The organism is Neisseria bergeri (assembly GCA_003044455.1).
Taxonomy (GTDB): Bacteria; Pseudomonadota; Gammaproteobacteria; order Burkholderiales; family Neisseriaceae; genus Neisseria; species Neisseria bergeri.
The window spans coordinates 18,588-39,349 of the sequence record POWY01000005.1 but is presented as its reverse complement, the minus strand read 5'-3'; the positions used below and the strand labels follow the sequence as shown (position 1 = coordinate 39,349).

The 20,762-nt window shown below is 52.5% G+C and carries 18 protein-coding genes, 1 tRNA gene and 1 pseudogene; 10 read left to right on the top strand and 10 right to left on the bottom strand.

The window, feature by feature from the left end:
- Positions 1-47: 47 nt before the first annotated feature.
- The 6 genes from hisB to DBY86_RS06575 form a co-directional block, all read right to left on the bottom strand.
- Entirely contained in the window at positions 48-965 is a 918-nt protein-coding gene (hisB, locus tag DBY86_RS06600; RefSeq protein ID WP_199901059.1) for an imidazoleglycerol-phosphate dehydratase HisB, read from the bottom strand.
- Positions 962-2,059 carry a histidinol-phosphate transaminase gene (hisC, locus tag DBY86_RS06595; protein ID WP_107819377.1) on the bottom strand — a complete coding sequence of 366 codons (1,098 nt, stop codon included), beginning with the start codon at positions 2,057-2,059 and terminating at the stop codon, positions 962-964. The genes hisB and hisC overlap by 4 nt, the downstream gene beginning before the upstream one ends.
- 45 nt (positions 2,060-2,104) lie before the next feature.
- Positions 2,105-3,394, bottom strand: coding sequence for a histidinol dehydrogenase (gene hisD / locus DBY86_RS06590; RefSeq protein ID WP_107819376.1), 1,290 nt, complete (start codon positions 3,392-3,394; stop codon positions 2,105-2,107).
- On the bottom strand, positions 3,391-4,290 hold the full coding sequence (locus DBY86_RS06585) for an LEM-3-like GIY-YIG domain-containing protein (RefSeq protein ID WP_107819375.1): 900 nt from the start codon (positions 4,288-4,290) through the stop codon (positions 3,391-3,393). The genes hisD and DBY86_RS06585 overlap by 4 nt, the downstream gene beginning before the upstream one ends.
- A gap of 103 nt (positions 4,291-4,393) precedes the next feature.
- The gene (gene hisG / locus DBY86_RS06580) at positions 4,394-5,047 is read right to left on the bottom strand and encodes an ATP phosphoribosyltransferase (RefSeq protein WP_107819374.1); all 654 of its coding nucleotides are present in this window, start codon (positions 5,045-5,047) and stop codon (positions 4,394-4,396) included.
- 78 nt (positions 5,048-5,125) lie between these two features.
- On the bottom strand, positions 5,126-5,779 hold the full coding sequence (locus DBY86_RS06575; protein ID WP_025457746.1) for an SCO family protein: 654 nt from the start codon (positions 5,777-5,779) through the stop codon (positions 5,126-5,128).
- A gap of 276 nt (positions 5,780-6,055) precedes the next feature.
- Here DBY86_RS06575 and DBY86_RS06570 point away from each other — a divergent pair.
- The 6 genes and pseudogenes from DBY86_RS06570 to DBY86_RS13010 all read left to right on the top strand — a co-directional run.
- Positions 6,056-6,140: transfer RNA gene (locus DBY86_RS06570), tRNA-Leu, on the top strand.
- 707 nt (positions 6,141-6,847) lie between these two features.
- Positions 6,848-8,575, top strand: coding sequence for a biosynthetic-type acetolactate synthase large subunit (ilvB, locus tag DBY86_RS06565; RefSeq protein WP_107819373.1), 1,728 nt, complete (start codon positions 6,848-6,850; stop codon positions 8,573-8,575).
- A gap of 10 nt (positions 8,576-8,585) precedes the next feature.
- Positions 8,586-9,077, top strand: a complete 492-nt coding sequence (ilvN, locus tag DBY86_RS06560) for an acetolactate synthase small subunit (protein WP_002212817.1) — start codon at positions 8,586-8,588, stop codon at positions 9,075-9,077.
- A 66-nt stretch (positions 9,078-9,143) separates the two neighbouring features.
- The gene (locus DBY86_RS06555; protein WP_107819372.1) at positions 9,144-9,437 is read left to right on the top strand and encodes a putative quinol monooxygenase; all 294 of its coding nucleotides are present in this window, start codon (positions 9,144-9,146) and stop codon (positions 9,435-9,437) included.
- A gap of 73 nt (positions 9,438-9,510) precedes the next feature.
- Positions 9,511-10,524 carry a ketol-acid reductoisomerase gene (gene ilvC / locus DBY86_RS06550; RefSeq protein WP_107819371.1) on the top strand — a complete coding sequence of 338 codons (1,014 nt, stop codon included), beginning with the start codon at positions 9,511-9,513 and terminating at the stop codon, positions 10,522-10,524.
- A 45-nt stretch (positions 10,525-10,569) separates the two neighbouring features.
- Positions 10,570-10,680, top strand: a pseudogene (locus DBY86_RS13010) (IS5/IS1182 family transposase); the annotation flags it as partial.
- A gap of 68 nt (positions 10,681-10,748) precedes the next feature.
- Here DBY86_RS13010 and DBY86_RS06545 read toward each other — a convergent pair.
- The 4 genes from DBY86_RS06545 to lptF form a co-directional block, all read right to left on the bottom strand.
- Entirely contained in the window at positions 10,749-11,744 is a 996-nt protein-coding gene (locus DBY86_RS06545) for an ornithine carbamoyltransferase (protein WP_107819370.1), read from the bottom strand.
- A gap of 141 nt (positions 11,745-11,885) precedes the next feature.
- Complete coding sequence (gene acnB, locus DBY86_RS06540; protein WP_107819369.1) at positions 11,886-14,471, bottom strand: bifunctional aconitate hydratase 2/2-methylisocitrate dehydratase; 2,586 nt, start codon at positions 14,469-14,471, stop codon at positions 11,886-11,888.
- Positions 14,472-14,680: 209 nt separating this feature from the next.
- Positions 14,681-15,751 carry an LPS export ABC transporter permease LptG gene (gene lptG, locus DBY86_RS06535; protein WP_107819368.1) on the bottom strand — a complete coding sequence of 357 codons (1,071 nt, stop codon included), beginning with the start codon at positions 15,749-15,751 and terminating at the stop codon, positions 14,681-14,683.
- A complete protein-coding gene (lptF, locus tag DBY86_RS06530) occupies positions 15,748-16,863 on the bottom strand; it encodes an LPS export ABC transporter permease LptF (protein WP_107819367.1) in 1,116 nt (371 codons plus the stop codon). The genes lptG and lptF overlap by 4 nt, the downstream gene beginning before the upstream one ends.
- 168 nt (positions 16,864-17,031) lie before the next feature.
- Between lptF and DBY86_RS06525 the strand changes: the two genes are divergently transcribed.
- From DBY86_RS06525 to purN, 4 genes are all read left to right on the top strand, one after another.
- The gene (locus tag DBY86_RS06525) at positions 17,032-18,438 is read left to right on the top strand and encodes a leucyl aminopeptidase (RefSeq protein ID WP_107819366.1); all 1,407 of its coding nucleotides are present in this window, start codon (positions 17,032-17,034) and stop codon (positions 18,436-18,438) included.
- Positions 18,439-18,500: 62 nt separating this feature from the next.
- Entirely contained in the window at positions 18,501-18,941 is a 441-nt protein-coding gene (locus DBY86_RS06520) for a DNA polymerase III subunit chi (RefSeq protein ID WP_107819365.1), read from the top strand.
- 258 nt (positions 18,942-19,199) lie between these two features.
- On the top strand, positions 19,200-20,024 hold the full coding sequence (locus DBY86_RS06515; protein ID WP_107819449.1) for an FKBP-type peptidyl-prolyl cis-trans isomerase: 825 nt from the start codon (positions 19,200-19,202) through the stop codon (positions 20,022-20,024).
- 106 nt (positions 20,025-20,130) lie between these two features.
- Positions 20,131-20,757: a phosphoribosylglycinamide formyltransferase gene (gene purN / locus DBY86_RS06510; RefSeq protein ID WP_107819448.1), complete on the top strand. Its 627-nt coding sequence runs from the start codon at positions 20,131-20,133 to the stop codon at positions 20,755-20,757.
- The last annotated feature ends 5 nt before the right edge of the window (positions 20,758-20,762 follow it).

Genomic DNA, 20,762 nt, shown 5'->3' with positions numbered 1-20,762 from the left:
ATGCCGTCTGAAGGCTTCCTGCGCTTCAGACGGCCTGTTTTTGGGTGTTATGCGGTCAGCGTGCCTTTGGTCGAGGGGGTTTGCCCTGCCATGCGCGGGTCGTGTTCGACTGCCATACGCAGGGCGCGCCCGAAGGCTTTGAATACGGTTTCCGCCTGATGGTGGGCGTTTTTGCCGCTGAGGTTGTCGATGTGCAGGGTCATCATACTGTGGTTGACGATGCCGTGGAAAAATTCTTCAAACAAATCGACATCGAAACGTCCAATCAGGGCGCGGGTAAATTCGATGTTGTACACGAGTCCGGGGCGGCCGGAAAGGTCGATGACGACGCGGCTGAGGGCTTCGTCGAGCGGGACGTAGGCGTGTCCGTAGCGGCGGATGCCTTTTTTGTCTCCGAGTGCCTGCCGGATTGCCTGTCCGAGTGTGATGCCGATGTCTTCGACGGTGTGGTGGTCATCGATGTGCAGGTCGCCTTTGCAGCTGATGTCGATGTCGATCATGCCGTGGCGGGCGATTTGGTCGATCATGTGTTCGAGGAAGGGAACGCCGGTATCCAGCCTGCTTTTGCCGCTGCCGTCGAGGTTGATGGAGACGGTAATTTGGGTTTCGCAGGTATGGCGGTTGACGGTAACGCTGCGGCAGCCGGCAGCGGATGCGGTTTCGGCAATTTGGGTTTCGGCAGTTCCGGTGTTTTCTGCGGCGGTTTCGGGGACAGTGCGTTCGCGGTGTTTTCTGTCGAGCCAGCCTTTGGGTTTGCCGGTGTGTTTTTCGAGTTTTGCCATCAGGCTGGGACGGATGCCGCGCGCGTCGGGGTCTTCTGCCTGCTTTTCAAGGCGTTGTTTGAGTTTGTAAAGTGAGACGGGGGTGCGGTAGCCGCAGAGTTTGGCGAGCTTGGACAGCGAACCTGCTTCTTGGGCGAGGGTCAGGAAGTTGTTCAGGTGGCGTTGTGTTTTAGTCAAATTCATAGGAAATCCGTTGGTTGGCAGTAAAGTTGGCGGATGATGTCGAGAACGGCATCGTTTTGTGCGGGGCTGCCTACGGTAATACGCAGGCAGTGTTCCAAAAGCGGGTGTGCGCCGTGCAGTTTTTTGACCAGGATGCGGTTTTGTTTGAACGTGTCAAACAACAAATCGGCATCGGGTACGCGTATGGTAATGAAGTTTGCCTGACTTGGAAAGGCGTTCAGACGGCATATTTTGCCCAATTCGGCGAACATCCGTTCGCGTTCGTTTTTCAGGCTGTCGATGTTGGCAGAGATGATGCCGTAGTGTTGCAGGGCGAGTTTGGCGGTGGTCAGGCTCAGTTGGTTCATATTGTAGGGCGGCAGGATTTTTTGCAATTCGCCGATGACTTCGGGACAGCTTGCCGCATAACCGATACGCAGTCCGGCAAAACCGATTTTGCTGAGGGTGCGTAAGACTATCAGGTTGGGAATCCTGCCTGCCTGAGGCAGGAAGCTGTCGCCGTTGAATGCGCCGTAGGCTTCGTCGACCACGACGATGCCGTCTGAGGCCTCGATGACGGCTTCGATTTCGGCACGCGCGAAACATACGCCGGTCGGGTTGTTCGGGTAGGCGATAAAGGTCAGGGCAGGGCGGTGCTTCCTGACGGCTTCGAGGACGGCGGGCAGGTTGAGGGTGAAATCTCCGTTCAATGGAATGCCGACATAATCCATACCGTAAAGGGCGGCATTGTGGCGGTACATGACGAAACCGGGTTCGGCTGCCAACATTGCCGCGCCCGGTTTGGCGGTCAGCATGGTGATGAACTGTATCAGCTCGTCCGAACCGTTGCCTAAGGCGACGGCGGCGCAGTCAGGGATGTCGAACGCCGAACGCAATGCTTCCTGCAAACCGCTCTTTGCGGGGTCGGGATAGAGGTGGATGGGGGCGGATGCCAGTTGCGCCCGCCATTCCCGCATCAGGGCTTCGTGCCCCTCGAAAGGATGGGCGGGGCTTTCCATCGCATCGAGTTTGGCAAAACTGGGCGGAACGTCGGCAATCTGATATGCCGACATAGCCCGTATGTCGTCGCGGATGAGGTGTCGGACGGATTTCATCGTGTTTCCTTAATGGTTGGAATATGCCTGTACGCCGTTTCGGCATTATTTCATACGGAACTCTGCTGCGCGGGCGTGGGCGGTCAGGCTTTCGCCGTGTGCCAGCACGCTGGCGGTTTCGCCTAATTTTTGCGCACCCTGTTCCGAAACCTGAATCAGGCTGGAGCGTTTTTGGAAATCATATGTCCCTAAAGGCGAGGAAAAGCGTGCGGTGCGGCTGGTGGGCAGGACGTGGTTGGGGCCGGCGCAGTAGTCGCCGAGGCTTTCGCTAGTGTAGCGTCCCATGAAAATCGCGCCGGCGTGGCGGATTTTTTTCGCCCATTCCTGCGGGTTTTCGACTGACAGTTCCAAGTGTTCGGGGGAAATGTAGTTGGCGATTTCGCAGGCTTCGTCCAAGTCTTTGGCGAGTATCATCGCGCCCCTGTTGCCGAGCGAGGCTTTGATGATGTCGCGGCGCGGCATGGTTTCGATCAGGCGGTTCATGGCGGCTTCTATTTCGTCGAGATACGTTTGCGACGTGCCGATTAAGATGGCTTGGGCAATTTCGTCGTGTTCGGCCTGGCTGAACAAATCCATCGCCACCCAATCGGCGGGTGTCATGCCGTCGGCGATGACCAGGATTTCAGACGGCCCAGCTACCATGTCGATGCCGACCACGCCGAACACGCGGCGTTTGGCGGCGGCGACGAAGGCGTTGCCCGGGCCGGTGATTTTATCGACTTGGGGGATGGTTTCCGTGCCGTAGGCGAGGGCGGCGATGGCTTGCGCGCCGCCGACGGTGAAGACTTTGGTTACACCGGCGACGTATGCGGCGGCAAGCACGATGTCGTTGCGTTCACCTTTGGGCGTGGGGACAACCATAATGATTTCTTTCACGCCTGCGACGTGGGCGGGCATCGCGTTCATGATGACGGAACTCGGATATGCCGCCTTGCCGCCGGGGACGTAAATACCGACGCGGTCAAGCGGGGTAATCTGTTGCCCCAACAGCGTGCCGTCTTCGTCGGTGTAGCTCCACGATTCCATTTTTTGGCGTTGGTGGTAGCTTTCGACACGGCGGGCGGCAATCCGCAATGCCGTCTGAACGTCGTTCGGAATGCGCTCGAACGCGGCTTTCAAATCGGCTTGCGTGAGTATTAAATCATTGATGCTTTGAGCGTTTGCCCGGTCGAATTTGTTGGTGTATTCAATCAAAGCCGCATCGCCGCGCTTTTGCACATCGGCGCAAATGTCGGCAACGATGCGTTCGGTTTCGGGGTTTTGCGCGGTTTCAAAAGCCAGCAGGGCTTTGAGTTTAGCTTGGAAATCGGGTGATTGGGTGTTGAGTTTTTTCATGATTTGGTTTTTTCCTTTTTTATTTTTGGATTGGGGGTCGTCTGAATATTCTCTTGTTCAGTTTCTGTCTCTGTTTTGGGTCTGATATACGCTTTTTCTCCCCCACTACCAAACTTCAATTCGGGCAGGCATTTTTGTTGCAGACCGAGTTTGGCTAATACCTCTTCGCTACGAGAGGTAGTACGGAAACGGTAACGGGTTTGTTTTCTGCCGTTTTTGGTTTCCTCAGTCATTGTTTCAAAACCGTCCACTTCGTACGCACTGACAACAGCGTTTTGCAGACCGGTGTGAACGCCGATAACGTATTTCACTTTTGAAGCAACATCTTTACCGATAACCCAGTTGCCCAACGTACGCGATTTGAGGTTGGCATCGTCTTGGTTGTCGAAAAGGTAGTCTAATTCTTCGTCAGTATCTAAATCGAAAGCATTGTGGATTTTGATGGCGAGAATCAGCCCGTCGGGGTTAATCTTATCAAGTGGGAGAGAAGAGAATCCAAAGCGGCGATCTAGTTCTTCTACGCTAATACCACCCGGACCATGCCCGGCAATTTTATTTTTGAGTTTTTTACCCAAGACAGATTTAACAAAATGAATTAAGGCAGATTCGGCGGCGAGCGCTTCGACCTCAGTCAGATGATAGCTGATGATATAGCGACCGAGTTTCTTGCATTTGGAGATGGCTTTGAGTTTCCGATCGATAATCTCGCCGGAGACTGGGTCTTGTGAACGACTAGCAACCCATTCATGCTCGAAGATACGATTACCGCAGCCTTTGCCGATGTAGAGGATTTTGTCTTTTTTCAGGTCGGTCAGACAATAGACATAAAATCGACGCTCGCCGTTATTCAAAACGGAAAGGGTTGAATCTGAGAATTTTTTTATTTTTGCAACCATTTTAACTTCTCCTATACAGTTTACTGCCGATGATATTTTCAGACGACCTGTCGGCGGGAACGGATAGGGTCGTCTGAAAACGCATCTTTATTCAAATGAATGCTCACTTCGCCTTCACTGCGCCGCCGAACGCCTGAATAATCGGCTCCAGCAGCGCGTATTTCGTTTTCAAAGCAGCCTTGTTGACCACCAGGTAGCTGGAAATGTCGACGATGTGTTCGACTGCCTCCAAGCCGTTTGCCTTCAAGGTGTTGCCCGTCGAAACCAAGTCCACAATCGCATCGCTCAAGCCGACCAGCGGCGCAAGTTCCATCGAGCCGTACAGTTTGATAATGTCCACGTGCACGCCTTTGCCCGCAAAATGCGATGCGGCAGTTTCGGGATACTTCGTGGCAATCTTCAGACGGCATCCGGGTTGCGAAGCTGCTTCGTAATCAAACCCTTTACGCACAGCAACCATCATGCGGCACTTGGCAATCTCCAAATTCAAAGGCCGGTAAAGCCCCGTGCCGCCGTGTTCGATCAGCACGTCTTTGCCCGCAATGCCGAAGTCCGCCGCACCGTAGCGGACATAAGTCGGAACATCGGTTGCGCGGACAATGACAAGGCGGATGTTTTCATGGTTCGTCCCGATAATCAGCTTGCGCGATTTTTCGGGCTCTTCAGTCGGAACAATGCCGGCAGCGGCAAGCAGCGGCAGCGTCTCCTCAAAAATGCGCCCTTTGGATAAGGCGATGGTCAAAGCATTATCCTGCATGGTTTGGATGTCCTTTGTCGGTTGAAACAATAATGCCGTCTGAACAGGCATCGGCGGTTCAGACGGCATACGGTTTTATCAGAGCAGGGTTCTCACATCGGCGGCAATCGTTTCCGGCTCGCTTCCGTAAGGCGAGAAAATGGCAACCTCACCGTTTTTGTCGATGAGATACGCACCGGAAGAGTGGTCGACCAAATAGTTTTCGCCGTCTTCTTTTTGATTGACTTTGGCAGAAACCACGCGGTATTGCTGTTTGACAACCGGCAGGCTTTGGCCGCCCGTTGCCGTCAGACCGATAAAGTCCGGATTGAACTGCTTGGCATATTTGCCGATGATTTCGGGCGTATCGCGCTCGGGGTCGATGCTGACGAACACCACTTTCACATCTTTAGCCCGATCGCCCAACTGCTTCAACGTGTCGCTATAAGTCAGCAGCTCGGTGGGGCAGACATCGGGACAGTGCGTATAGCCGAAAGACAGAATCACGACCTTGCCTTTCAAATCGCTCAGGCTGAAAGGCTTGCCTTCGCCGTCGGTCAGCGTGAAATCGCCGCCGATGTCTTCCTTACGCATATCCGTACCGCGTGTTTGCGGTTTTGCCGCATTTTCCGCAGCCGGCGCGGATGCACTTGAAGAAGCGGCTTGCGCCGCACTGTTGTCTTGAGGTTTGCAGGCGGCAAGCGAGGCAAGTGCGAAAACGCCCAGCAAAAAGGAACGCGGTACAGAAAACATGACAATCTCCCAAGAATAAATAGAAAAACCTGATTTGTACGGAATTTGAATATTTCCATCTTAACGCGTTTGGCAGATTTAATGTAGTATTTTTTACATTGTCCGTACGGCAGGAATTGCCGAATCATACAGAATGCTTTGAAGCGGAAAGCACAGCAAGATTAAAATAATAAAAATTTTATTTAAAATCAAAAAACAAAATAAAAACAGATAAAATAATTTCAAAAAAAGGTTTACAGAATCTCAAAAGCCATTATAATGGCGACTTCTTCACTGGCCCAGGTGGCGAAATTGGTAGACGCAGGGGACTCAAAATCCCCCGCCGCAAGGTGTGTCGGTTCGAGTCCGACCCTGGGCACCACAACCGCTTTATAGCGGTTATTTTTTTGTCTATTGCTATTTACTGAAATAGATAAGACTAAATACAATCAATATCTTAAGTCGTTGTTAGCCCTCTTGGTTCTGTCAATGCCGCCCAATACAGTCCGGTGCAATGAGCTATTTTCAGGAAGTATGGTTGGGAATATTTTTGATATATCAAAAATATATTGGATTAAATTTAAATCAGGACAAGGCGACGAAGCCGCAGACAGTACAAATAGTACGGCAAGGCGAGGCAACGCCGTACTGGTTTAAAGTTAATCCACTATAAAATCAAGTTCAATCAATATCCCGAGTCTTTAATTGGGATGAAACCCTGTAAATTTTAAAATTCTTGATACCGAAGAAGGGTTTTTTCACATCTGCCCTCATGCAAACTGTCAACAATTTTCATCTTTCAAAAAAGGCGCTCCTGATTTTATTCTTTTAAAATCAATCAATAATTTCTCCGTCTTCAAAAAATATTAAAAGATGAAAGATTTTTCTTGATTGAACTGTCGGTTTGCGTTATCGTTTCTACTCTTTTTCACAAACTCTGTGTTCCTTTCCAATTGATTGGATAATCCGTCTGTTGCCGTGTTCTTCCAATGCGCGTACCCTAAATCGCTGCTTGGTGGGATTGCATTACAGGTGCTGTGGCAAAGCGGTTTGTCCCTATTGGTTTGAAACCGTATAAAAGAGGTCGTTATGCAGTTATCAGGCGCACAAATCATAGTGCAGAGTCTCAAAGCCGAAGGCGTCGAGTACGTTTTCGGTTATCCCGGTGGTGCGGTTATCGAAATCTACGATGCCCTGTTCCAACTCAATAAATTCAAACACATTCTTACCCGCCATGAGCAGGCGGCAGTACACGCGGCAGATGCGTATGCGCGCGTCAGCGGTAAGGTGGGCGTGGCATTGGTTACATCCGGTCCGGGCGTTACCAATGCGCTGACCGGTATTGCTACTGCCTATACGGATTCGATTCCGATGGTGGTCATCAGCGGACAGGTAGGCAATTCCCTGATTGGTACGGATGCGTTCCAAGAAGTTGATACGGTGGGCATTACCCGTCCGTGCGTCAAACACAATTTCCTGGTTACGGACATCAATGAGTTGGCGGAAACCATTAAAAAGGCATTCCAAATTGCCGCAAGCGGCCGGTCGGGGCCCGTGGTGGTCGATGTCCCGAAAGATGTTACGCAGGCGATGGCGAAATTCAGCTATCCTCAGGAAGACATTTTTATCCGTTCGTATCAACCGGTTGTTCAAGGGCATATTGGTCAGATTAAAAAGGCCGTGCAGATGTTGGCATCTGCCAAACGTCCGGTCGTCTATTTTGGCGGCGGCGTGGTGTTGGGTAATGCTTCTGAAGAGCTGACCCGATTTGTCCGAATGACGGGTGCTCCGTGTACGGGTACGCTGATGGGCTTGGGTGCTTATCCTTCCAGCGACCGCCAATTCCTCGGTATGCTCGGTATGCACGGTACTTACGAGGCAAACCTTGCCATGCAGAATGCGGATGTCGTTCTGGCCGTAGGTGCGCGTTTTGACGACCGTGTGGTTTCCGTACCGTCCAAATTTTTCGAGAAGGCGAAGAAGGTTATCCATATTGATGTCGACCCTTCCAGCATCGCCAAACGCGTGAAGGTGGATATTCCGATTGTCGGCGACGTGAAAAACGTTTTGTCCGAGATGGTTGCGCTGTGGCAAAAACAAGAGTCCATGCCGTCTGAAGATGCTTTGGGCAAATGGTGGAAAACCATAGAGGAATGGCGTTCCCGAGATTGCTTGTGGTTTGACAACGGCAGCGAAATTATCAAACCCCAATATGTGATTCAGAAGCTTGCCGAGATTACCGGCAATTCGGCAATCATCACATCGGATGTAGGGCAGCATCAAATGTTTGCGGCTCAATATTATCCCTTCGAACGTCCGCGCCAATGGCTCAATTCCGGCGGTTTGGGTACGATGGGCGTAGGTCTGCCTTATGCGATTGGTGCGAAACTTGCTGCCCCGGATCAAGACGTATTCTGTATTACCGGCGACGGCTCGATCCAGATGAACATCCAAGAGTTGTCCACCTGTTTCCAATATCGGATTCCGGTTAACGTCATTACGCTGAACAACGGTTATCTCGGTATGGTACGCCAGTGGCAGGAAATATATTACGGCGGACGAGAGTCGGAAACCTATTTCGATTCTTTGCCCGATTTCGTCAAACTTGCCGAGGCATACGGCCATATCGGTATCCGCGTGGACAAGAAGTCTGATGTGGAAGGTGCGTTGTTGGAAGCATTGAACCAAAAAGACAGGCTGGTGTTTATCGACTTCCTGACCGACCAGAAACAGAATGTGATGCCCATGGTCGGCAACGGCAAAGGTTTGGACGAAATGGTACTTCCGCCGCATATGCGTGCGGACGGAAAGGCGTAAGGAGAGGCAAATGCGACATATCTTATCTGTTCTGATCGAAAACGAATCAGGTGCGATGAGCCGCGTGGTCGGTTTGTTCTCTGCACGCGATTACAATATCGATTCTTTGGCGGTTGCGCCGACCGAAGACAAAACCCTGTCCCGTATGACCATCGTTACCCACGGCGACGAGCAGGTTATCGAACAAATCACCAAGCAACTCAACAAATTGATTGAAGTGATTAAAGTGGTCGATTTGAATGAAAGTCGTTTTGTCGAACGCGAACTGATGTTGGTAAAAGTCCGTGCCGCCGGCAAAGACCGCGACGAATTTTTACGCTTGACTGAAATCTACCGGGGCAGCATCATCGACGTAACCGACCGCAGCTATACGATTGAAATTACTGGCTCGACAGACAAGCTGGATTCCTTTTTGGAAACGGTCGGACGCGCCCAAATTTTGGAAACCGTACGCACAGGCGCGGCCGGCATCGGTCGCGGTGAGCGTATTTTGAAAATTTAACGCCGTAACCTTTCAGACGGCACGGTATTTGAATGCCGTCTGAAAAACGAACGGCAGGAGAGATTTATGTCGAACATTAAAATTGTCGCACTGGTTACCGTCAAACCCGAATACACGGAAACGCTGAAACCCTTGTTCCAAAGCCTGGTCAAAGCCAGCCGCGCGGAAGAGGGCAACATCAGCTATGACCTCCATCAGGAAATCGGCAAACCGAACCGTTTTGTTTTCGTTGAAAACTGGAAATCTCAGGCTGCCATCGATGCGCACAATGCCAGCGAACATTTTCAAGGTTTCGTTAAAGCCATCGACGGCAAAACCGATGCGCTCGAAATTGTTTTGATGGAAGATATCCCCGTTTAACCCTTTACCCTCAATCCAACCGTCCGGCATTCTCAACACAAAGCCGGAACTCATTTTATTCAAAGGAAATCAAATGCAAGTCTATTACGATAAAGATGCCGACCTGTCCCTGATCAAAGGCAAAACCGTTGCCATCATCGGTTACGGTTCGCAAGGTCATGCCCATGCCGCCAACCTGAAAGATTCGGGTGTAAACGTGGTGATCGGTCTGCGCCAAGGCTCTTCTTGGAAGAAAGCCGAAGCAGCCGGTCATGTCGTTAAAACCGTTGCTGAAGCGACCAAAGAAGCCGATGTCGTTATGCTGCTGCTGCCTGACGAAACCATGCCTGCCGTCTATCACGCCGAAGTTGCAGCCAATCTGAAAGAAGGCGTAACGCTGGCATTTGCACACGGCTTCAACGTGCACTACAACCAAATCGTTCCGCGTGCCGACTTGGACGTGATTATGGTTGCCCCCAAAGGTCCGGGCCATACCGTACGCAGTGAATACAAACGCGGCGGCGGCGTGCCTTCTCTGATTGCCGTTTACCAAGACAATTCCGGCAAAGCCAAAGACATCGCCCTGTCTTATGCGGCTGCCAACGGCGGCACCAAAGGCGGTGTGATTGAAACCACTTTCCGCGAAGAAACCGAAACCGATCTGTTTGGCGAACAAGCCGTATTGTGCGGCGGCGTGGTCGAGTTGATCAAGGCGGGTTTTGAAACCCTGACCGAAGCCGGTTACGCGCCTGAAATGGCTTACTTCGAATGTCTGCACGAAATGAAGCTCATCGTTGATTTGATTTTCGAAGGCGGTATTGCCAATATGAACTACTCCATTTCCAACAATGCGGAGTACGGCGAATACGTTACCGGTCCTGAAGTGGTCAATGCTTCCAGCAAAGAAGCCATGCGCAATGCCCTGAAACGCATTCAAACCGGCGAATACGCGAAAATGTTTATCCAAGAGGGTAACGTCAACTACGCGTCTATGACTGCCCGCCGCCGTCTGAATGCCGACCACCAAGTTGAAAAAGTTGGCGCACAACTGCGTGCCATGATGCCTTGGATTACTGCCAACAAATTGGTTGATCAAGACAAAAACTGATTGTTTTCAAACGGGACTGCCTACACATCGTGTAGGCAGTTTTTTTATAGTGGATTAAATTTAAATCAGGACAAGGCGACGAAGCCGCAGACAGTACAAATAGTACGGCAAGGCGAGGCAACGCCGTACTGGTTTAAATTTAATCCACTATATATGGATACCGTCTGAACATCGTGTTCAGACGGTATCTGTGTTGCGGATGAATTTAAACAGGTACAGTTCTGTCAGTCGCCCAGAGCCGCGACCATTACCGCTTTAATCGTGTGCATACGGTTTTCCGCTTGGTCGAACACGATGCTGGCAGGGCTTTCGAATACTTCTTCTGTAACTTCCACACCGTTCATCCCGAAGGTTTCGTAAATCCATTCGCCGACTTTGGTTTCTCGGTTGTGGAAGGCGGGCAGGCAGTGCATGAATTTGACCTGCGGATTGCCCGATGCCGCCATCAGTTCGGGCGTAACGCGGTAATCTTTCAGCAAATCGATGCGTTCCTGCCAGACTTCTTTCGGCTCGCCCATGCTGACCCATACGTCAGTATGAATGAAACCGACACCTTTGACGGCTTCATGCGCGTTTTCGGTCAGGGTAATTTTTGCGCCGGTTTCTTTGGCGGCGGCGTGTGCGGCGGCAATAATGCCTTCAGACGGCCACAGGCTTTGCGGTGCGCCGATACGCACGTCCATGCCGAGTTTCGCACCCAAAATCAGCAGGGAATTGCCCATGTTGTAACGCGCGTCGCCGACGTAGGCAAACGCGGTTTGGTTCAAAGGTTTGCTGCTATGTTCGCGCATAGTCAGTGCATCGGCAAGCATTTGTGTGGGGTGGAACTCGTTGGTCAGTCCGTTAAATACGGGTACGCCTGCATATTTCGCCAATTCTTCAACAACTTCCTGACCGAAGCCGCGATATTCGATGGCATCGTACATCCTGCCCAAGACGCGCGCCGTGTCTTTGATGCTTTCTTTGTGCCCGATTTGGCTGGCGGACGGTTCCAGATAGGTTGCGCCCGCGCCTTGGTCGCGTGCGGCGACTTCAAACGCACAGCGTGTCCGAGTAGAGGTTTTTTCAAAAATCAGGGCGATGTTTTTCCCTTTCATCCGCTGCACTTCGCCCCCTGCCTTTTTGGCGGCTTTCAATTCGGCGGCAAGGTCGAGGTAGGCGGTGATTTCTTCCGGCGTGAAGTCTAAAAGTTTCAGAAAATGGCGGTTTTTCAGGTTCACTGTCGTTTCCTTTATGTGGGGGAGTGAACGCCGTATTTGCAGCGTTTGCGGAAAGAAGGGTTAGCGGAATGTTGCAATGCCGTCTGAAGGTTGTTCAGACGGCATTGCGGTCAATCCCTTACTTCATACGGATGACGGGAATCAAACATTCACGGTCTCGGCTACTTCGTTGTAGCTGTCGATTTCGTTGAAGTTCATATAGCGGTAGATTTTATCGCCCTGTTCGTTGATGATGCCGATATTGGCTTGATATTCTTCAACGGTCGGGATTTTACCCAGTTTGGAGCAAATCGCCGCCAATTCCGCCGAACCGAGGTAAACAAAGGTGTTTTTGCCCAAGCGGTTCGGGAAGTTGCGGGTGGAGGTGGACATAACGGTCGCACCTTCGCGTACTTGCGCCTGATTACCCATACATAAGGAGCAACCCGGCATTTCCATACGCGCGCCGGCACGTCCGAGTACGCCGTAGTGTCCTTCGTCGGACAATTGCTTCGCGTCCATTTTGGTCGGCGGCGCAATCCACAGGCGGACGGGGGTGTCTGCCTTGCCTTCCAGAAGTTTGGAGGCGGCGCGGAAGTGGCCGATATTGGTCATGCACGAACCGATGAACACTTCGTCGATTTTGGTGCCGGAGCGTTCGGACATAAAGCATACGTCATCCGGGTCGTTCGGGCAGGCGATAATCGGCTCTTTGATGTCGTCCATATTGATTTCGATCACGGCAGCGTATTCGGCATCTTTATCCGCTTCGAGCAACTCGGGATTTGCCAGCCATTTTTCCATGGCTTTGATGCGGCGTTCCAAAGTGCGCGGGTCTTGATAGCCGTTGGCAATCATGTTTTTCATCAACACGACGTTGGATTTCATGTACTCGATAATTGGCTCTTTGTTGAGCTTCACGGTACAGCCGGCGGCGGAGCGTTCGGCGGATGCGTCGGTCAATTCAAAGGCTTGTTCCACTTTCAAATCAGGCAGGCCTTCGATTTCGAGGATGCGGCCGGAGAAGATGTTTTTCTTACCGGCTTTGGCAACGGTCAGCAAGCCTTGTTTAATCGCGTAAAGCGGAATGGCGTTCACCAAATCGCGCAGGGTTACGCCCGGTTGCAGTTTGCCGCTGAAGCGTACCAGTACGGACTCAGGCATATCGAGCGGCATGACACCGGTGGCTGCGGCAAAAGCGACCAAGCCGGAACCGGCTGGGAAGGAAATACCGATGGGGAATCGGGTGTGGCTGTCGCCGCCGGTGCCGACAGTATCGGGCAGCAGCAGGCGGTTGAGCCACGAGTGAATCACGCCGTCGCCCGGACGCAGGGACACGCCGCCACGGGTGGAAATAAAGGCGGGCAGTTCTTTATGGGTTTTCACATCGACAGGTTTCGGATAGGCGGCGGTGTGGCAGAAAGACTGCATCACCATATCGGCGGAGAAGCCCAAACAAGCCAAGTCTTTCAACTCGTCGCGGGTCATCGGGCCGGTAGTGTCTTGCGAGCCGACTGTCGTCATGCGCGGTTCGCAGTAAGTACCCGGACGCACGCCTTTACCTTCCGGCAAACCGCAGGCGCGACCAACCATTTTTTGAGCCAACGTGAAACCGGCTTTGCTTTCAGCAGGTGCTTGAGGCAGACGGAATGCAGTAGAGGCAGGCAGTTTCAGGGCTTCGCGCGCTTTGGCAGTCAAACCGCGACCGATAATCAGGTTAATACGGCCACCGGCTTGCACTTCGTCCAGCAATACTTGCGATTTCAGGCTGAACTCGGCAACGGTTTCGCCGTTTTTCACGATTTTGCCTTCATAAGGCAGAATATCGACGATATCGCCCATTTTCAGCGCGGAAACATCGACTTCAATCGGCAGTGCGCCGGAGTCTTCTTGAGTATTGAAGAAAATCGGCGCAATTTTGCCACCCAGGCATACGCCGCCGAAACGTTTGTTCGGTACGAACGGAATATCTTCGCCTGTATGCCAAATGACGGAGTTGGTCGCGGATTTGCGTGAAGAACCGGTACCGACCACGTCGCCGACGTAGGCAACAGGATGACCTTTGGCTTTGAGTTCTTCCAACAGTTTAATCGGACCGACTTCGCCCGGTTTGTCGGGGTTGATGCCGTCGCGCGGGTTTTTCAGCATCGCCAGCGCGTGCAGCGGAATATCGGGACGACTCCACGCGTCGGGCGCGGGAGAGAGGTCGTCCGTATTGGTTTCGCCGTCGACTTTAAAGACGGTAACGGTGATTTTTTCGGGAACTTTGGCGCGAGAAGTGAACCATTCGGCATCTGCCCAAGATTGCAAAACTTCCTGCGCGTATTTGTTGCCTTTTTCGGCTTTTTCCTGAACATCGTGGAAGGAATCGAACATCAGAAGCGTATGTTTCAAGCCTTTGGCGGCAATGGGCGCGAGTTTGTCGTCGTCCAAGAGTTCGATTAAGGCGTGAATATTGTAACCGCCGAGCATCGTGCCCAACAGTTCGGTCGCATATTCGGGGGAAATCAAGGGGCTGGATGCGCTGCCTTCGGCAACGGCAGCCAGGAATGAGGCTTTGACTTTGGCGGCATCGTCCACGCCGGGCGGTACGCGGTGGGCAAGCAGTTCGACCAAGGATTCGCCTTCGCCTGCGGGCGGATTTTTCAGCAGCTCGACCAAATCGGCGGTTTGCTGCGCGTTCAAAGGGAGGGCGGGAATGCCGAGGGCGGCGCGCTCGGCGGCGGCTTTACGATAGGCTTCTAACATCTCTTTGTTCCTTTTTCTGTTTTTCTTTTGTCCGGTTGCAAATGATTTGCGTTAAATATTGTAAACAATATTTGCACTGCTATCATAGACTAGTTTTAACAAAAATGGAACTGTTATGACAGGTAATGCAATAGGGAACGGCTATCTGTCTGAGGGAATGTGTCAATGAAAACAAATGCCGTCTGAAGAGAGGTTCAGACGGCATTTGTTCAACGTTTTTCCTGTTTGCGTATCAGCCAAACGGCGAGCAGGGCGAAGGCTATGGTAGGCAGTGCGCCGGCGAGGAAGGGTGGGATGCCGTAGAGCTGGGCGGTAAACCCGAAGAGCCTGCCGGCAAAGTGGAACAGTAAGCCGAGGCAGATGCCGCCGAAGAGCTTCAAACCCATATTGCCGTGGCGGGTGGTTTGCGGGGTGAAGGCGAAGGCGACGAGTGCCATGACCCAGGCGGCGACGGGGTAAACCAATTTGCGCCACCATGCGATGGCATAGACTTGGGTATTTTGGTTGTTTTTTTCCAGATGGTCGATGTAGGTGGTCAATTCGCCGACAGACATTTGGTCGGGCTTGACGAGCAATACATCCATCAGGTTGCGTTTGACGGAAATCGGCCAATTTTCTTCGGCGGCAGTGGAGACCTCGACTTTATCTTCGCCCAATATGCTGCGGCGGATGTTTTTCAGCTGCCAGCTTCCGTCGGGATTTAAAACGGCGGATTCGGCTTCTGCCGCTTGGGACAGTTCGTTTTTATCGTTGCGCTGCCAAATTTTGATGCCCAAAAGCGTATGGTCGGGCAACATTTCGCGCACGTTGATAATGCTGTTTTTTTCTTTCAGCCAAAGGCCGGTATTGCCGGTACTGATTTTGCCGTTGATGGCGGCGGCTTTGATGTTTTCGGCTTTTTGGCTGAGGACGGGGGTGATCCATTCGCCGAGTGTGGCGGTAGCAAGGGCAAAAATCAGTCCGAACTGCGACAGAACCAATAATAGCTTTTTGGTGCTCATGCCGCTGGCTTTGATAACGGTCAGTTCGCTGCCGGCGGCAAGTTGGCTGAGGGAAATCAGGCCGCCGATCAAAACGGCTAGCGGCATCAGTTCATATGCGCGCGCAGGCATCTGCATGAAAACATACTGCCCCAATTTTGCGCCGTTATAGCTGCCTTTGCCCAAGTCGCCGACTTCGTTGATGATCTCGAAAAAGCTGTACAGGGCAAGGAAGGCCAGGAGGGCGTAAACCGCCATAACCGCCATTTGGCGGATGATGTAACGTGAAATCAGGTTCATTTTCCGCCTTTCAATGTCAGACTTTTGCCAACCGCCCGCCAGAAGGGCTGGCTGGGCATACTGCGTACGCGCAGGAGTACGACGGCGATGGCGAACATGATGATGTGCATGGGCAGCAGTCCGAGCCAGAAATGGATTTTGCCGTCTTCCACGGCATTGCGCAGGAAGGTCAGCCCGTTTTGGTAAACCAAAAACAAGCCGATGGCAATCAAGATATTATAGGTGTGGCCGCTGCGCGGATTGAAATAGGAAAGCGGCACGGCAAGCAGGCACAGCAACAAAACGCTGACGGTCAAGGAAATACGCCACATCAATTCTGCCTGATGTTGCGGGTTGCTGCTGCCGATGAGCTGGGATGTCGGGATGGTGCGGCGGTGGGAAACGGGGTCGATAAGTTTGGGTGTGGTGCTGATAATCAGGCTGAGGTGTTGGAAAGAAACGCGGTTGTAATCGGCTTTACCTGGCGTACCGCTGTAACGGTAGCCGTCGCGCAATTCAAGCGTGCGTTTGTTGTCGGTCAGCGAAAAATTGCCCTCTTTGGCAAAAACGATGTTGTCGTTGCCGTTTTTATCCTGCTCGCGCAGGAACAGGTTTTTCATAATGCCCGATTCGGTGTCGAAGGTTTCGACGAAGTAAACCCTGCCGTTGCGCTTGCCCAAGTTATTGAACTCGCCGGCTTCCACCAAAGACAATTCCTGCTTCTGCTTCAAAATTTCGGCATATTCACGGCTGCGCAACTCTGCCCACGGCATCACCCAAAGCTGCATGACGGCAATCAAAATGGCAAACGGCACGGCAAACTGCATGACCGGGCGTATCCATTGTTTCAATGCCAATCCGCAGGAGAGCCAGACCGACATTTCGCTGTCGCGCCAATAGCGGGTCAATACGGTCAGCGTACTGATAAATGCGGTCAACACCAGCAAAAGCGGTGTCATGCCGATTACCCAGAAGCCGACCAATGCCAGCACGGCATCGATGGCGACACGCCCGTCGGCTGCGCGGCCAAGCAGGTTGATTGCCTGAGTGGAGACCAACACTGCCAAGAGGACGACGAAAATGCCGACGGCGGTAAAAGAGAGTTCTTTGATGAAGTTTCTTTGATAAATCATAGAATCGCGGCTAGGAGCGGTAAGCGGTTCGGCGCAGGCGGATTGTCTGCGCAAGGTTTCAGACGACCTCTCAAATGGAGTACAATCTTTCCAACCGTTTTCAGACGGCCTCTTGATGCAAAGGGTTGTCTGAAACTACCCGAAACCATCTCAATCAGGAGGATAAACGTGAAATTTAGCACAAAAGCCGAAACTTTGCAGGCTCAACAGGCAGGTGCGCAATTATTTGTCTGCGCCGAAGAGGCGCAATTAAACCACCCGACCGCCCTTGCCCTTTTGTCTTCGCTTGAAGAAGGTCAAACTTTTGTCGACACCAAAATCCCGACGGATAACGGTTTGCAGGCTGTTGCCGTATGCCGTCTGAAAAGCACCGACCGCGCCGCATTGAACAAAGCCGCAGCCGAAGCCGCGAAATGGGCGCAAAATCAGGAAACGGTCAATGCGGACATCCATGCCTTCGATGAAGCTCAAGCCGCCGCCGTAGCCGAAGCGTTTGCGATTGCGTTCGGCAATGCTGCCTATCGTTTCGACCGCTACAAAAAAGAAGCCAAGCCTGCCAAATTCGCACAAGCCGTGTTTCACACCGCATACGAAGCCGCCGTCAAAGAAGCCCTGCGCGTTGCCGAAGCGCAAGTTTACGGACAAAGCCTCTGCCGCGACTTGGGCAATGCCGCGCCCAACGAATGTACGCCTGAATTCCTCGCGCGTACCGCCAAAGCCGAAGCCGAAAAACTGGGCGCACACGCCAAAATCATCGAAAAAGACTACATCAAAGAAAACATGGGTTCGTTCTGGTCGGTCGCCAAAGGCAGCGTCGAAGACCCTTATTTGGTCGAGCTGAGCTATTTCGGTGCGGCTGACAAAGAAGCCGCGCCCGTCGTCTTGGTCGGCAAAGGCATTACCTTCGACACCGGCGGCATTTCCCTAAAACCCGGCCTGAACATGGACGAAATGAAGTTCGACATGTGCGGCGCGGCAACCGTCATCAGCACCTTCTGCGCCGCCGTCAAACTGCAACTGCCGATCAACCTGATTGCCGTCGTCGCCACTTGTGAAAATATGCCTTCCGGCGCGGCAAATAAACCGGGCGACGTGGTGAAAAGCATGAAAGGCTTGACCATCGAAGTGTTGAACACCGATGCCGAAGGCCGTCTGATTTTGTGCGACGCGCTCACTTACGCCGAACAATTCAAACCCAAAGCCGTTATCGACGTCGCCACCCTGACCGGCGCGTGCATCATCGCCTTGGGTCATGACGTCAGCGGCGTGATGGGCAACAATCAAGATTTGGTCGACAGCCTGCTGGCCGCCTCCCGCAACGTGGACGACAAAGCGTGGCAACTGCCGCTCTTTGAAACCTATAAAGACCAGCTCAAATCCAATTTTGCCGACATCCCTAATATTGGCACACCCGGCGCAGGCACGATTACCGCCGCCACCTTCTTGTCTTACTTCACCGAAGACTACCCGTGGGCGCATCTCGACATTGCGGGTACGGCGTGGAAATCCGGCGGTGAAAAAGGCGCGACCGGTCGCCCCGTTCCCCTGCTGCTGAACTATCTGCGGAATCTTTAATTTTGCCAAAATGCCGTCTGAAGCCTTTCAGACGGCATCATCCTGTCAAATGCTCAAACAATATGCCGAAAGTTACCTTTTATACCCATGTTGACCAAATCCCCCTTTTTACCTGTCGGTTGATTGCGCGCGCCATCCGAGACGGGGGTAGGATACTGGTGTGGTCCGACTCGTTCGGGCAGCTTCAGGAATTGGACAAAATGCTTTGGCAATACGAAGCCGAGAGTTTCATTCCGCACGAAATTTGGGAGGCGGGGTGTCCGATGCCGGAGGATACGCCGGTTTTGCTGGCGGCAGGCGGCAGCATTCCCGAAATTGCGGAAGATATGACGGTTCTTAATTTATCGGATGATTTTTGGGACACCGCGCCCGTATTGACGGAACGCATCCTTGAAATCGTCGGCAACAGCTTGGAAGATCTCGCCGACGCGCGCGAACGCTTTACCGCCTACCGCCGAAGCGGTTTTGCCATCGAACATCACGGCATGGAGGGCAAGGCATAAAATGCCGTCTGAAATGCCGCATTTACAAAATTTAAACAGGCTTGATTCTATTTGATTAAAATTTCCTTATCGGTTGAACCCCGCCACTTGGACATCTGTCCCTCGGGGCGGTAGAATCAGACCTTATTTTGGAAGGTTCAATCCCTTCCAAAACAGGGCAACACACGATTGACGCTTTATGTGTCATCCTGTGTGTTGAAACATTCAAACTCGGCTATAATCCCGTTTTTCCGACCTTATCGACAGCGAAGATCCATCATGAACACAATTTTCAAAATCAGCGCACTGACCCTTTCCGCCGCTTTGGCACTTTCCGCCTGCGGCAAAAAAGAAGCCGCATCCGCATCCGCATCCGCATCCGAACCTGCCGCCGCTTCTGCCGCGCAGGGCGACACCTCTTCAATCGGCAGCACGATGCAGCAGGCAAGCTATGCGATGGGCGTGGACATCGGACGCTCCCTGAAACAAATGAAGGAACAGGGCGCGGAAATCGATTTGAAAGTCTTTACCGAAGCCATGCAGGCAGTGTATGACGGCAAAGAAATCAAAATGACTGAAGAGCAGGCTCAGGAAGTCATGATGAAATTCCTTCAGGAACAACAGGCAAAAGCTGTAGAAAAACACAAGGCGGACGCGAAGGCCAATAAAGAAAAAGGCGAAGCCTTCCTGAAAGAAAATGCCGGCAAAGAAGGTGTGAAAACCACCGCTTCCGGACTGCAATACAAAATCACCAAACAGGGCGAAGGCAAACAGCCGACCAAAGACGACATTGTTACCGTGGAATACGAAGGCCGCCTGATTGACGGTACGGTATTCGACAGCAGCAAAGCCAACGGCGGCCCGGCCACCTTCCCATTAAGCCAAGTGATTCCGGGTTGGACCGAAGGCGTACAGCTTCTGAAAGAAGGCGGCGAAGCCACGTTCTACATCCCGTCCAACCTTGCCTACCGCGAACAGGGTGCGGGCGAAAAAATCGGTCCGAACTCTACTTTGGTATTTGATGTGAAACTGGTTAAGGTTGGTGCACCCGAAAATGCGTCTGCCCAACAGCCGGCACAAGTCGACATCAAAAAAGTAAATTAAGTCCGAACCCTTGCCCGAAACAGGTTTTCGGGCATTTTTACGGCAAATGCCGTCTGAAGCCACCAAACAGCGGTTCAGACGGCATCCCTTTCAAAAGCGCACCATTATGAAAAACATCGTCATCCTGATTTCCGGACGCGGCAGCAACATGCAGGCAATCGTCAATGCCGCCGTTCCAAATGTCCATATCGCTGCCGTGTTAAGCAACAGCGAAACGGCGGAAGGACTGAAATGGGCGGCCGGTCAGGGTATTCCGACCGACAGCCTGAATCATAAAAACTTTGCGTCCCGGCTTGCCTTCGATACCGCCATGATGGAAAAAATCGACGCATATCAACCTGACTTGGTGGTTTTGGCAGGTTTTATGCGGATTCTAACCCCCGAGTTCTGCGCCCATTACGAAGGCAGGCTGATGAACATTCACCCGTCCATCCTTCCCTCGTTTACCGGACTTCATACGCACGAACGCGCTTTGGAGGCGGGTTGCCGCGTTGCCGGCTGCACCATCCATTTCGTTACTGCCGAACTGGATTGCGGTCCGATTGTGTCGCAAGGGGTTGTGCCGATACTCGACGGCGATACGGCAGACGATGTTGCCGCCCGGGTTTTGGCTGTCGAACACAAACTCTATCCGAAAGCCGTTGCCGATTTTGCCGCCGGCCGCCTGATTATCGAGGGAAACCGCGTCAGAAATTCGGAAAGCGCCGATGCCGCCCGTTTCCTGACGGCGTAAACCGG